The following is a 14320-nucleotide window of genomic DNA, read 5'->3' on the forward strand; positions in this document are numbered from 1 at the left end:
ATTTATAAAAAATACAATCTCGTGGTTTTCAAACTGTTTTATATTTTTTTATGCGTTTGGGGTTATACCAAAGCCAAAAACCACTAAAAGAAAGCAAAATTAAACTTAAAGAAACAATTGTGGTATAAAAAAGCTTTATTTCATCATTTTTAGTATTCACCCAAAAATCCAAAATAGAACCATCATGAATTTTTTCAATAATATCAGAATTTCGTCTTGAAACCGACATAATTTTACCTGATGTACAGTCAACCTGTAATTCGGTAAAATGTTCGGTAAAAACAATTTTTGCAACGCCTTTTTGTGGTCTTACATCAATTCTATCTATTTCGCTTGATAATTTTAGGCTGTCTTCGGCAAATTGCTTGGCAGTGTGCTGAATATTATCAAGCGAAAGCCATGTGGCTGATTCATTATTTGTCCCTTTTTTAGTGCTTGGCAGCAAACCTATATTTTTTTTCCATCCTAAAAGCAAGCCTGTTGCTCCAATAAGAAACATAAATACAAACAAAGGAACAGCAATCCATTTATGAAGTTTTCGGTAAAATCGGGTATTCTTGGCTATTTTTTCTGTTTGTACTGACAATGTAATATTGTTTATTTAAAAAATCATTTTTATATTCTCTCAACCTTTACTGCCACATTATTAAAAGCAGCATTGCCCGTCAATTCGTCCAAAACTAACTCGTCGGTCAAATCATTGATGCTCACTCCTGCGTGTTGGATTGCAATATCAAGTTGCACACCTTTTCGGGCATGCCCGTAGCCGTGCGGCATACTCACAACTCCTTGCATCATGTGGTCAGTAATTTCGATAGGAAGCTCAATAGTGCCAACTCTCGATGTAACTTTCACTGAAGAATTTGCTTCAAGACTCAACTTTTTTGCATCTTCCGAATGAATCATTAGCGTACAACGATTACGACCTTTTACCAATCTTTCCGAATTGTGCATCCAAGAATTATTGTCTCTCAAATGTCTTCTTCCGATTAACAAAAATTCAAAACCATTTTGTAAGTCACTCATATTCAACGACTTACGCAATCTTTCAATATCTTTTACCAAAATTTCGGGAGCAAGGTTAATTCTTTTTTCTGACGTAAAAAGTCGGTTAGGCAAGCACGACTTTAAAGCACCCAAATCAATTCCATGCGGATTTTCTCTGAGTTTTTGGAGTGAAAGTCCATAAGGTCCGAATTGCAAACCTAAGTCTAATTTTATTTCAGGAGCTTCTGAAACAAAACCTTCGTTGCTCAAATTCGGTTGATTCATGCGATAAGCTAATTCTTGATAAATTTCCCAATCGTATTTTGCCCCTTCAGTTTTCGGGAAAAGTGCTTCCGAAAATTTGGCTGTATTTCGAACCGCCAAAACGTGAAAAGTCATGTCGTAATGTGGCACTTCCAAACCAGTAGCGGGCGGCAAAATAATATTGGCATATTTGGTGCTTTCATTAATGTAAATATCAATCGCAACCATGTATTCTAAAGTTTCAAAAGCTTTATCAAGTTGCCCGCCATTGGGTGTAGACAAAATCGGATTTCCGCAACTGGTAATCAAGCATTTTATCTGATTTTCGCCTTCGGTCAAAATTTCTTCGGCGAGCGTTGCCACGGGCAATTCACCTAAAAACTCGGGCAAACCCCTTACCCTACTTTGCCAACGATTGAAACGATTATCGGTTTTAGCTCTTGCCAGAAAATCAACGGCAGGAGCAGTAAACATCGCTCCGCCAGTACGGTCAAGATTTCCAGTTAGCACATTTATCGCATTGATAAGCCACTGAGCAATACTGCCAAAAGTCTGTACCGATACCCCCACCCTTCCGTAACAAACGGCAGTTTTGGCATTGACAAAATCATGTGTAAGTTGACGAATATTTTCAGCCGAAATGCCTGTTTGTTTCTCAATTTTTTCGGGTGTAAACTCAGAAGAGATTGTCTTTAAAAGCTCAACTCCATCTGTAAAATCACTTAATCTGCTTAAATTCACTAAGTTTTCGGCAAAAAGTGTTTGAATTATTGCCAGAAGCAAAAAGGCATCTGTTCCTGGACGAATAAAGAAATGTTGGTCGGCTTTGGCAGCAGTTTCTGTTAATCGTGGGTCAATCACAACAACTTTTCCACCTCGTTTTTGAATGGCTTTTAAGCGATTTGCTACGTCTGGCACCGACATTATACTGCCATTGGAAGCAATCGGATTGCCGCCAATAATGAGCATATAATCTGTAAAATCAATATCAGGGATCGGCATCAACATTGGGTGTCCGAACATTTGCCAAGCAGCAAAATGATGCGGTAATTGGTCAGCAGATGTTGCTGAAAAAAGGCTTTTTGTATGTAATGATTTAGCAAAAAGCGGTGAGTTCATGGTAGTTCCCAAATTATGAATCGAAGGGTTTCCTTGGTACATCGCCACGGCATTTTTGCTATTTTTTGATTGAATTTCTTTGATTTTACTCACAACTTCTTCAAAAGCAGCTTCCCAAGAAATCTGTTGCCAGCCATTTTCAGTACGCTTTACAGGCAATTTGAGGCGATTTGGGTCTTCATAAATATCTTTCAGAGCAACGGCTTTCGGACAAATATGTCCACGACTAAAAGGGTCGTTTTTATCGCCTTCTATTTTTATTACAACGCCATTTTCTACTTTTATTTCGAGTCCACACATGGCTTCGCAGAGGTTGCAAGTACGGAAATGTGTCAAGTTTTCCATTATAAATTTTTAGTGTTGAATATTGAGGTAAGCAAGTTAGGTGTTTTTTAGGGAATACTTTTCACATAAGATAAGAAATTATGTTTAAATTTGAACATAATTTTTGTCCTTTTCTCGTAATTTATGTCTCTTTCAAATTTCTTTAAAAAAGTTCAAAAAGTTATAGAGGCAAATCCTGCGGTATTTAACCTCGACCCACCAACGCCCGCTATTGTAAAAAAAATGCAGGAGATTTTGGAAAAACACGTACCAGAAACTGCCGTAGAATATTGTTTCAAATTATGGCAATCACAGCCCTTTTCATTCAAGATTTCTCGTACTCGTAGCAGTTGTTTCGGAAATTATACTTTTCGTGACGGACAGCACAAAATCACCGTTAATCATGACCTACATCATTATGCTTTTTTGATAACGTATATACACGAAATTGCTCACCAAAGAGCTTGGCTCGACAAAAGCAGGCGTAAAATTGAGCCTCACGGCAAAGAATGGAAAAAAAAATTTCAGGATTTGATGACACCAATCCTCAATTTAAACGTTTTTCCTGAGAAGGTACTCATTCCCTTGAGTCAATATATGCAAAACCCTGCCGCCTCGTCGGTGAGTTATGCCCCTTTATTTGAGGCGTTGCGGAGTTTTGATGTGAAAGAAGAGAATGAAGTGTCTTTGGCAGAACTTACTGACAATCAATGGTTTATGTTTAGAAACAACGTTTTTCAGAAATTAGAAATACGCCGCACGAGGGTTTTGTGTTTGGAAAAAAAATCTAAAAAACGATATACTATTTTAGCAACGGCAAGGGTAAAGCTTATTCAGTAAACAGTTATTAGTCAAAAATCAGCATTTGTATCTATTAAAAAAAATATCGAAATCGAAAATTCGGCAAGCAGCAATGTTCTTCCTTTTTTTGCTATTTCCCTATTTATCCTCATACGCCCAACCTTCCGTACTTTCCAAAGGCGAATGGTATAAAATAGCCACCACACGTATGGGCGTACACAAAATTGATGCTAATTTTTTGAAAAGAGCAGGCATTGATATTTCAAAAGTCAATCCTCAAAACCTTCGAATTTATGGAAATGGAGGTGGTTTGCTTCCCCAAGCTAATAATATTCCTCGTCCAACAGATTTAACCGAAAATGCTATTGAAGTTGTTGGTGAAAATGATGGAAAATTTGATGCTTCCGACTACATTATTTTCTATGCCGAAAGCACACATCAAGTAATTTACAACACTGATAATCAGCAATTTACTCATCAAAACAACCCTTACTCTGATTCTACTTTTTGTTTTTTAAATATTTCTGACACAAAAGGGTTACGCATCAAAAATCAGGCTTTAGTAGCCGCTACAAAATCGGTCAATAGCTTCGATAATTTTAGTTTTCATGAAATTGACCAACGAAATATCGTTAGTTTAGGTGGTAAAGATTTGGGTGGTTCGGGGCGTGAATGGTACGGCGAGTCTTTCGGATTAAGTAACGAACAAAATTTCGAGCTAAAAACCGAAGGGATTTTGCCCAATTCTGTCATTAAAATTACTTCTGCTGTATTGGGAACTTCATTTGTGCCAACCAAAGTCAGTATAAAATTAAATACCGATTCATTGATTGGCACTCAAAATTTAAGAACGATTGGTGCAGGAACTTATGAAGTCAAAGGCAATGAAAACATTCAAACATTTTCAAGCATTTCCAACGGAAAAAATACTCAAAAACTTAGCTTTATTTTCGATAAAAATGGTCAAAATTCATCAGTTGCTTATTTGAACTATTTTGAGATTCAAACTAAGCGAAAGTTACAGTTTTATGACCAACAAACTGTCGTTCGTTCGATAGAAAGTTTAGCAAATAAGACCACCAATTTTGTAATTTCACAAGTGAGTCTTCAACAAAGAATTTGGAATATAACCAATCCTCTGATTCCTGAAAATATTTCTATTCAAACAAACAACTTAGAAGCAAGTTTTGGCGTAGAAACAAGTGATGTTTTGAAAACTTTTTTACTTTTTTCGGAGAATAATTTAATCGAACCAAATAATATACAAAAAATAACTAATCAAAACATTCAACAATCACAAACACCTGATTTGTTGGTAGTTACAGTAAAAAACTGGCGAGAACAAGCAGAAAAGTTAGCAGATTTTCGTAGAAAAAATGATGGTTTGTCTGTCATAGTTGTGAGTATTGACGAGATTTATAACGAATTTTCATCAGGTAAACCTGACCTGAGTGCCATTCGAGATTTTGCTCGTTTTTTATGGTTGAAAAATTCTCAAAAATTTAAATATTTATTACTTTTTGGCGATGCTACTTTTGATTATAAAAACATCATTCAATACTCGTCTGTCAACACCAATTTGATGATTCCGACTTACGAAAGTCGTGAATCGCTCGACCCAGTAAGAAGCTACGCATCGGACGACTATTTTGGATTTTTTGAAGAAACTGAAGGTCAATGGATTGAAAATGAAATCGGAAATCATACCCTCGAAATCGGCATCGGACGTTTGCCCGTAAAAACTGAAGACGAAGCAAAAAACGTGGTTGATAAGCTAATTTTCTATGCTAATAACCCAAAAACTGTTGGTAATTGGCGAGAAAAAATCAGTTTTGTAGCTGATGATGGCGACAATAATATTCACCAAAAAGATGCAGACGATATTTCAAAACTAACAGCAGAAACAAATAAACACCTGATAGTTAACAAGATATACGTTGATGCTTTTCCGCAAATAGCTACGGCTAATGGAGCAATTGCCCCACAAGTAAACAAAGCACTCAATAAAGCGGTCAATGAAGGTTCACTTATTATCAATTATAGTGGGCATGGTGGCACAGACGGTTGGACAGAAGAAAAGATTTTGACCAGAGAACAAATTCAAAATTGGCGAAATCTGAATAATATGCCACTTTTTCTGACTGCCACTTGTTCATTTGGGCGTTTCGACGACCCTGCTAATGTTTCGGGTGCAGAAATGGCAATGCTTAGTCCTCGAGGGGCGGCAATTGGCTTACTTACTACCACTCGCCCCGTATATTCTAACACTAATTATTTACTAAATTCGGCATTTTACAAGGCTCTCTCGACTAAAAATAGCAATAATTCGTTACGTTTGGGCGATATTTTGAAACAAACAAAAAATAATTCTTTTAGTGGTGTAATCAACCGAAACTTCTCTCTTTTGGGCGACCCTTCAATGAAATTGGCTTACCCAAAAGACAAAATTGTTTTAACAAAAATTAATGGCCAAAGTCCCGAAAAGCAAACATTAAAGGCTTTATCGAAAGTACAATTCGAAGGAGAAATTTTAAACTTAGTCAATAGCACTCGCCGAACAGATTTTAATGGAAAAATACTTATTTCTGTTTTTGATAAACCTTCGGAGGTGAGTACCTTGAATCAGAAAAAAGATGGGAAGTTTTTATACAAAGTTTATCGAAATCAAATTTTTGAAGGAAAAGTTGAAGTCAAAAATGGTATTTTCAAAGTTAATTTCATCGTACCCAAAGACATAAATTATCAATTGGGGCAAGGAAAAGTAAATTTCTATGCAGTTTTGGCTGATAGCACCGCCGATGCGATTGGAAGTTACGGCGAACTAATGATTGGCGGCAGCGAGACAAACATCGAAAGCGACACGCAAGCCCCCAAAATAAGCCTTTCTGTTGATGGAAACAATGTGCTGAAAGCTGATGTTTCAGACGAAAATGGCATCAATATTTCCCAAGCAGGCATCGGGCATGAAATGCTTTTGACACTCAATGATACCTTACAAATAGTTGCTAATCAATACTTTACGAGTGAAAATGATTATACGAAAGGAATCATCAAATACGCTTTTGGCAAACTACCTGCGGGAGCATATACCGTTAAATTAAAAGTTTGGGATACCTATAATAATTCTGCCGAAGTATCGTTAAAGTTTATAGTAGAAAGCGAAAAATTCAAGATTTTGAGCGTTTATAATTTTCCAAATCCATTTGAAGAGTTAAGTAATTTTCACATCGAACATAATGCTGAAAATCAAGATTTAACATTCAAAATCGAAGTTTTTGATGGTTTAGGAAAAGTTGTTTTTGAAAAACACGAAACCTGTTATTCTTGCGACAAAACAGTAAACCTTGGCATGAATATTGAGCCAAAAAACTGGATAAAAGGCATCTATTTTTACCGAATTTCTGCCCATTCTTCTACCGAAAACACAACAAGTACCGCATCAGGGAAAATGGTTTTTTGGAAGTAATTAAGAAAATCTGTTATATTTGACCTTATTTTTGAAACATTATACGAATTACGAGATTTAGCGGCACATAGTATTAACATATATTTTTCAAGCACTCGTAAATCGCCATTGCACCAAACAACCGTTCAAAAATTGTAAATAGAATACTGTAAATACTATAAAAAACCTTAATCAGAAGGTAGAATATTAAAAAGTCTCACATGAAACGTAAATTATTAACCGCTTTGGCAAGTGTAGTTTTGATGAATACCTTGACGAGCCAAGCACAAGTAAATAATAAAAGCCAACAAAGAGTTATTGTGCCTGCTGTGCCTTTTCTTACTATTTCTCCCGATTCGAGAGGTGCATCAATGGGCGATGCGGGCGTAGCTTCAACACCTGATGCCAACTCAATGTATTGGAATACGGCAAAATTGGCGTTTATCGATAAAAGCATTGGTTCAACCGTTTCATACACTCCTTGGCTACGCGATTTGGTTGATGATATGGGCCTGATTCATGCTTCTATCTTCAAAAAAGCAGCAAAAGACCAAGCATTAGGGCTTTCGATGACTTATTTTAATCAAGGCGAGATACAATTTACAACAGCTACTGGACAACCCAACGGAACTTTCCAATCAAGAGAATTTAATATTGCGGGTGGTTACAGCCGAAAGTTAGGAAGAGATTTTTCGATGGGTCTGAATCTAAAATATATTCATTCAAATCTTATTGGTTCACAAGTAGTAAATAACTCATCAAGCAAGCCAGCCAATACTGTTGCAGGAGATATTTCGTTCTATTATGTAAAAGAAAAACCAAGTGCAACAAGCAAGGACAAGGGCGTAATATACTCGGCAGGAGCAGTTATTCAAAATCTTGGTGGTAAAGTAAATTATGGTAGAGATGCTTATTATTTACCTACAAATCTTAAACTCGGTGGTGGCTTGAATTATAAAATTGATGCCCATAACCAATTCAATTTTTTGGTTGATGTAAATAAACTTTTAGTGCCAACTCCACCTTTGAGAAATAATACAGGAGTAATCGTGAAAGGAAAAGACCCTCAAACAACAGGAGTTATCTCAGGAATTTTTGGTTCATTCAACGATGCTCCCGATGGATTTAAAGAAGAATTAAGAGAATTTACGGGTTCATTCGGTGTAGAATATTGGTATAATAATATTTTTGCCGTTCGTGGTGGATATTTTGCAGAAAGCAATGCAAAAGGCGGTAGAAAATATGCAACAATGGGTTTAGGTTTCAGAATAAAAAATAGTTACGGTATTGACTTAGCATACTTAGTACCGACTACACAGGGTAGCCCATTGGCTAATACTTGGAGGGTTTCATTGATATTTGATATGGAAGCTAAAAAAGTAAGTAATCCAACTGAAGGCACTGGCGTAGATAATTGAGTAATAATAATATGAAATATTAACGTCAGCAGGATTTTGAATTCTGCCGACGTTTTTTTTTAAATTGGTCGCATATTTTAGGGATTTGGGCGTATATTTCTATACATTTAGCCTTTTCTGACTAAATTTGTTTAAGACAAAAACCATAAGTAAGAATGTTTAAAACCTCTCTGACCGCTACTTTTCTATTTCTAAGCATTTTTTCTTTCGCACAAAAGAAAAACGACAAAGTCGAATACCATATTCACCGAGCTACATCGCCCATAAAAATTGATGGTGTTGTTAATGAAAAAGGCTGGGCGGATGCTCAATTAGCTACCGATTTTTATCAAGTTTTGCCCATGGATACGTCTTATGCAAAAGTACGTACCGATGTAAAAATGACTTATGATGACAAAAATCTTTATGTTGTTTTTACCAATTATGACAAACTACCTGGGCCATATATGGTAGAATCTTTAAAACGAGATTTCAATTTTGGCAAAAACGACAACGATTTACTATTTTTAGATACTTTTAACGACCAAACCAATGGTTTTTCGTTTGGCTCTAATGCCATGGGAGCTCAATGGGACGGTCTGATGTTTAATGGAAGTAATATAAGTTTGACGTGGGAAAACAAGTGGGTTTCGGAAGTAAAATATGACGACGAAAAATGGGTTTGGGAATGTGCCATTCCGTTCAAAACCCTGCGTTATAAAAAAGGAATTACCCGTTGGGGTGTAAACTTTAGTCGTTTAGACTTAAAAACGACCGAAAAATCGTCTTGGGCTCCAGTGCCACGCCAGTTTCCGACGGCATCGCTTGCATATGCAGCTTCATTAATTTGGGACGAAGCACCGCCAACGGCTACCTCAAATATCTCGGTTATTCCTTATATTTTGGGTGGAATAAGCCGAAACCAAGACAAAAAGCTTCCAACCAATTACAGAGGCGATATTGGCTTCGATGCAAAAGTTGGTCTTACTTCTTCATTGAATCTTGATTTAACGGTCAACCCAGATTTTTCGCAAGTTGAAGTTGACCAACAGCAAACAAATCTCGACCGATTTGAGTTGTTTTTTCCCGAAAGAAGGCAGTTTTTCTTAGAAAATGGCGATTTATTTTCCAACTTTGGTTATCAGAATCTTCGTCCGTTTTTTTCACGTCGAATCGGTTTAAATACGCCCATTAAATTTGGGGCAAGAGTAAGTGGAAAACTCAATAAAGATTGGAGAATTGGTATTATGGACATGCAAACTGGAAAAAGTGATGCAGTCTCAAACGCCCAAAACTTTGGCGTAATTGCTTTGCAACGACAGGTTTTTGCCCGTTCAAATATTGCAGTGATGTTGATAAACAAGCAAACCATTGATTATCAGTCAGTTGCCGACAAAAAAACAGTCAATGAATATAATCGAAACTTAGCGATTGAGTATAATTTGCTTTCACAAAACAACGCTTGGACAGGAAAACTGATGTATTTTAAGGCATTTAGCCCGAATGCAAAAAAGGATGACGGCGTTTTTGCAGGAAATATATTGTATACCAATAAAAGGTTGACGACAGGATTTGAATTTGAGAATGTGGGCAACAATTACACTGCTGAAGTGGGTTATGTACCACGGATCAACTACGGGAAAATAAATCCTCAAGTTGGTTATTTGTTTTTTCCAAAATCGAAAAATATTTTGAGCCATGGCCCAACTGCCATGCTGACGCACTATTTTACAAAAGATTTTTCGCAAGAAACTGAAAATGAAAAATTTATATCCTACCGAATAAACTTTAGAAAAACCAATACCTTGATGGCGTGGGTGGCTCATAATTATGTGTATTTATTAAGGCCTTTTGACCCAACGAATTTTGCAGGAGTTTTCTTGCCTCGGAATAGTGAGCACAAATGGAATTCTTTTGGACTTGATTACACATCGAAGCCCCAATCGCTACTTACTTACTTGGTCTCGAGCCGATATGGTGGCTACTATGCCAACGGAACACGTCTCCGCCTTAATGGTGAAGTTGGTTACCGTTTTCAGCCTTATGTAGCTATCACGATGAATGCCAATTACAATCATCTGGATTTTAAATCCGACCCTATTTTACCAAAAGAATTGGTCAATAAACAATATAATTTTTGGCTTGTTGGACCTAGAATTGATGTTACTTTTACAAATAAATTATTTTTCACTAACTTTATCCAGTTCAACAATCAAAACAAAAACGTCAATCTAAATACTCGACTTCAGTGGCGTTATAGTCCAGCGTCAGATTTATTTTTGGTTTATACCGACAACTATTATTCTGATACTTTCCAAGTTCGAAACCGAGCTTTGGTTTTGAAATTTACTTATTGGTGGAATATTTAAAAACTTACGATTTACGAATTTCGAGTAAAAATCATATACGTTTCTGATAGTCAGCAATTTATGCATGAATTTAGTCAAACAATTTACAAATTGTAATTCGCAAATCTTAATTCGAAAATAATGAAAGCCTTACTCCTCATTTTATTTCCTACTTTAACCTTTGCTCAAACTATGAATTTTGAGATTCAGGGGCATCGTGGCAGTCGTGGACTAATGCCCGAAAATACTATTCCTGCTTTCAAAAAAGCAATAGATTTGGGCGTGCAAACACTCGAATTAGATGTGGTTATTTCAAAAGATAAGCAGGTGGTCGTTTCGCACGACCCTTTTTTCAACCCCGACTGCACGACCGACCCTAAAGGAGAATTTGTTACTAAAAAAACTTCTGGCAACTTATATTTACTTGATTATCAAGATATTAAAAGATTTGACGTAGGGTCAAGAGGTAATAAAAATTTTCCCGAGCAAAAAAAAACAAGTACTTATAAGCCTTTACTGAAAGACATGATTCGGGAAAGTGAAAAGTATGCTAAGGCTAAAGGTGTTCCGCCTTTAAAATATAACATCGAAATAAAAAGCGAGGAAAAAGAATACGACAAATCGCAGCCACAAGTTGCCGAATTTTCTGATTTAGTTTATAAAGTTATTATCCAACAACTACCCGTCGAAAGAGTAACTTTACAAAGTTTCGATTATAACGTTTTGAAGCATTGGCACAAACAAATGGAAACAGGGAAGTATCAAAAAATTGCTCTTGCAGCTTTAATTGAGCCAACTGATAATAATGACATACAACCCAATTTAGACAAACTAGGTTTTAAACCACCTATTTGGAGTCCATATTTTATGCAATTAAATGAAACTCGTATAAAGCAATTACATGATTTAGGCATAAAAGTTATCCCATGGACAGTAAATAAGCGTGAAGAAATGGAAAAAGTGAAGGCTTTGGGTTGCGATGGACTCATTACCGACTATCCCGACCGTGCAAAAGGTTTGTGAGAGTCAGAAAAAAACCTTAATTTTCCGCAAAATTCAACCTTGAGTAAGTAATATTTCAAATCCAATGGCACTCCTAAACGACGTTCTCAGCTTTTTTATCAAACGCCGCATCGAACGTATTGAAGAGTTTTTGCGACACCCGATTGATACGCAGCATCGGGTTTTTCATGACCTTATCGAAAATGCTCGTTATACAGAATGGGGCTTGAAATACGACTACAATAGCGTTGATACCATCAAAGATTTTCAGGAAAGAGTGCCTATTTCGACTTACGAAGAGCTTTTTCCATATATTGAGCGTGTCTTGAAAGGCGAGCAGAATATACTTTGGGCATCAGACATAAAATGGTTTTCAAAATCTTCTGGTACAACCAATTCACGCAGTAAATTTATTCCCGTTTCCGACGAATCGCTCGAAGATTGTCATTATCGTGGAGGTAAGGATATGATGACCCTCTATTTTCATAACCGTCCTGATTCAAAACTGTATGAAGGAAAAGGTCTTTCGATTGGCGGAACTTTACACCCAAATCCTTATAATATTGAAACCCAAGCGGGCGATATTTCGGCAGTAATTACCAAAAATCTTCCTGCATGGGCCGATTTTATTCGTACTCCCCCAAGTGAAATTGCATTATTAGACAATTGGGAGCAAAAAATGGAGCAAATGATTCAGATTTGTACGCCCGAAAACGTGACGAGTATTCTGGGCGTGCCAACTTGGACGGTGGTATTACTCGAAAATATGTTGGAACGGTCAGGCAAGAAGAATATGCTTGAAATTTGGCCTAATTTTGAGGTTTTTGTACATGGAGCCGTTGCTTTTCAGCCATATCGAGATTTATTTCGAACCAAACTTTTCCCATCAGACCAAGTAACTTATCTCGAAACTTATAATGCTTCTGAGGGTTTTTTTGCTATTCAGGATGAACTTGGTAGAGTTGGTGAAATGCTTTTGATGCTTGATTATGGCGTTTTTTATGAATTTATTCCAATGGAGGAATGGGACAAAGAGCATCCTAAAACGCTGACATTGGAAGAAATAGAATTAGACAAAAATTATGCTTTGGTGATTTCGACCAATGCCGGTTTATGGCGATATAAAATTGGAGATACTATCAAGTTTACGTCGCTTGACCCTTATCGAATCAAAGTGAGCGGTCGCACTAAGCACTTTATCAATGCTTTTGGTGAAGAAATTGTTATTGAAAATGCCGATGAGGCTATTACGGAAGCCTGTGCTGCAGCAAATGCAAGCATTGTGGACTATACGGCTGGGCCAGTTTATATGGGCGACGGCAGCAAAGGTCGTCATGAATGGATAATCGAATGCTCGCAAAAACCTGATAACGAAGTAGTTTTTATTAAGGTTTTAGACGATACACTTCGCAAAATAAACTCCGATTATGATGCCAAACGCTACAAAGACATGGCTCTTTTGCCACCAAAAGTCCATTTCGTAGAAAACGGCACATTTTACCATTGGATGTCGAAACGAGGTAAATTAGGTGGACAAAACAAAGTTCCACGCCTAAGTAATTCACGAGAATATTTAGATGATATATTATTGATGGTCAATGAATTAGCATAAAAATTATTTGCGAATGACGATTTAAGATTAAAAAAGTAAATCATTGATAATCAAATAGTTATATCGCTGTCATTCGTAATCGCAGTGGCGAACCGCTCGTAATTCGTAAATATTCCCAACATTCACTCATTCTAACAATCACTCATTCAAAATTAAAGATGAAACTATTCCGTTTTGGTGAACCAACCAAAGAAAAAACTGGTATTATTCTTTCCGATGGAAAAAAAATTGATGTATCAGCCTTTGGCGAAGATTATAACGAAAACTTCTTTGCCACCAACGGCATTCCAAGATTAGCCGATTGGCTTGAAACCAATTTGGAAAACTGTGCCGAAGTAGCCGATGATATACGTTTAGCCTCGTGCGTAGCTCGTCCATCAAAAATTATTTGTATTGGATTGAATTATGCCAAACACGCTTTGGAGTCGAGTATGCCAAAACCAACTGAACCCGTTGTTTTTTTGAAAGCAAGTTCGGCACTTTGTGGGCCAAACGATGATGTAATTATTCCCAAAAACTCTGTTAAAACCGATTGGGAAGTTGAATTGGCTTTTGTCATTGGCAAGAAAGCAAGTTATGTGAGCCAAGAAGATGCGATGAATTATATTGCGGGCTATTGCTTGCACAATGATTATAGCGAGCGTGAATTTCAGTTGGAACGTGGCGGACAGTGGGCAAAAGGAAAAGGTTGCGATACTTTTGCTCCACTCGGGCCATTTTTGGCAACAATAGACGAAGTAGGCGACCCACAAAATTTGAGACTTTGGCTAAAAGTAAACGATGAATTACTGCAAGATTCTAACACTGACGATATGATTTTTGATATTTCTGTCATTGTGAGTTATCTAAGTCAATTTATGACTCTGCTTCCTGGCGATGTTATTTCTACAGGAACTCCCGCTGGCGTAGGTCTTGGTTTCAAACCACCACGCTACCTAAAAGCAGGTGATATTGTAGAGTTAGGAATCGAAAATTTGGGTACACAAAAGCAGACTGCTGTAGCCTATGTGTAAAAAACAAA

General features: G+C 36.8%; 9 protein-coding genes. 7 read left to right on the plus strand and 2 right to left on the minus strand.

All coding sequences use genetic code 11. The annotated features are described in order from the left end of the window. Nucleotides 1–28 precede the first annotated feature (28 nt). Together ACH2CJ_RS13890 and ACH2CJ_RS13895 are read right to left on the minus strand one after the other, a co-directional pair. Nucleotides 29–586 carry a PepSY domain-containing protein gene (locus tag ACH2CJ_RS13890; RefSeq protein ID WP_394993512.1) on the minus strand — a complete coding sequence of 186 codons (558 nt, stop codon included), beginning with the start codon at nt 584–586 and terminating at the stop codon, nt 29–31. 29 nt (nt 587–615) lie between these two features. Further along, complete coding sequence (locus tag ACH2CJ_RS13895) at nt 616–2715, minus strand: molybdopterin oxidoreductase family protein (RefSeq protein ID WP_394993513.1); 2100 nt, start codon at nt 2713–2715, stop codon at nt 616–618. Between the two features lie 123 nt (nt 2716–2838). On the opposite strand from ACH2CJ_RS13895, the gene ACH2CJ_RS13900 reads away from it, so the two are divergent. The 7 genes from ACH2CJ_RS13900 (at nt 2839) to ACH2CJ_RS13930 (ending at nt 14312) form a co-directional block, all read left to right on the plus strand. Then, entirely contained in the window at nt 2839–3534 is a 696-nt protein-coding gene (locus tag ACH2CJ_RS13900; protein ID WP_394993515.1) for a SprT-like domain-containing protein, read from the plus strand. A gap of 73 nt (nt 3535–3607) precedes the next feature. Continuing rightward, the gene (gene porU, locus ACH2CJ_RS13905; RefSeq protein WP_394993516.1) at nt 3608–6961 is read left to right on the plus strand and encodes a type IX secretion system sortase PorU; all 3354 of its coding nucleotides are present in this window, start codon (nt 3608–3610) and stop codon (nt 6959–6961) included. A gap of 200 nt (nt 6962–7161) precedes the next feature. Continuing rightward, entirely contained in the window at nt 7162–8358 is a 1197-nt protein-coding gene (gene porV / locus ACH2CJ_RS13910) for a type IX secretion system outer membrane channel protein PorV (protein WP_394993518.1), read from the plus strand. 155 nt (nt 8359–8513) lie between these two features. Continuing rightward, nucleotides 8514–10706: a DUF5916 domain-containing protein gene (locus ACH2CJ_RS13915; RefSeq protein WP_394993519.1), complete on the plus strand. Its 2193-nt coding sequence runs from the start codon at nt 8514–8516 to the stop codon at nt 10704–10706. Nucleotides 10707–10826: 120 nt separating this feature from the next. Beyond that, nucleotides 10827–11708, plus strand: a complete 882-nt coding sequence (locus ACH2CJ_RS13920; RefSeq protein ID WP_394993520.1) for a glycerophosphodiester phosphodiesterase family protein — start codon at nt 10827–10829, stop codon at nt 11706–11708. A 64-nt stretch (nt 11709–11772) separates the two neighbouring features. Further along, nucleotides 11773–13299 carry a GH3 auxin-responsive promoter family protein gene (locus ACH2CJ_RS13925; RefSeq protein WP_394993522.1) on the plus strand — a complete coding sequence of 509 codons (1527 nt, stop codon included), beginning with the start codon at nt 11773–11775 and terminating at the stop codon, nt 13297–13299. Nucleotides 13300–13457: 158 nt separating this feature from the next. Next, nucleotides 13458–14312 carry a fumarylacetoacetate hydrolase family protein gene (locus tag ACH2CJ_RS13930; protein WP_394993524.1) on the plus strand — a complete coding sequence of 285 codons (855 nt, stop codon included), beginning with the start codon at nt 13458–13460 and terminating at the stop codon, nt 14310–14312. Nucleotides 14313–14320: the final 8 nt, after the last annotated feature.

Source organism: Emticicia sp., assembly GCF_043780375.1.
Taxonomy (GTDB): Bacteria; Bacteroidota; Bacteroidia; order Cytophagales; family Spirosomataceae; genus Emticicia.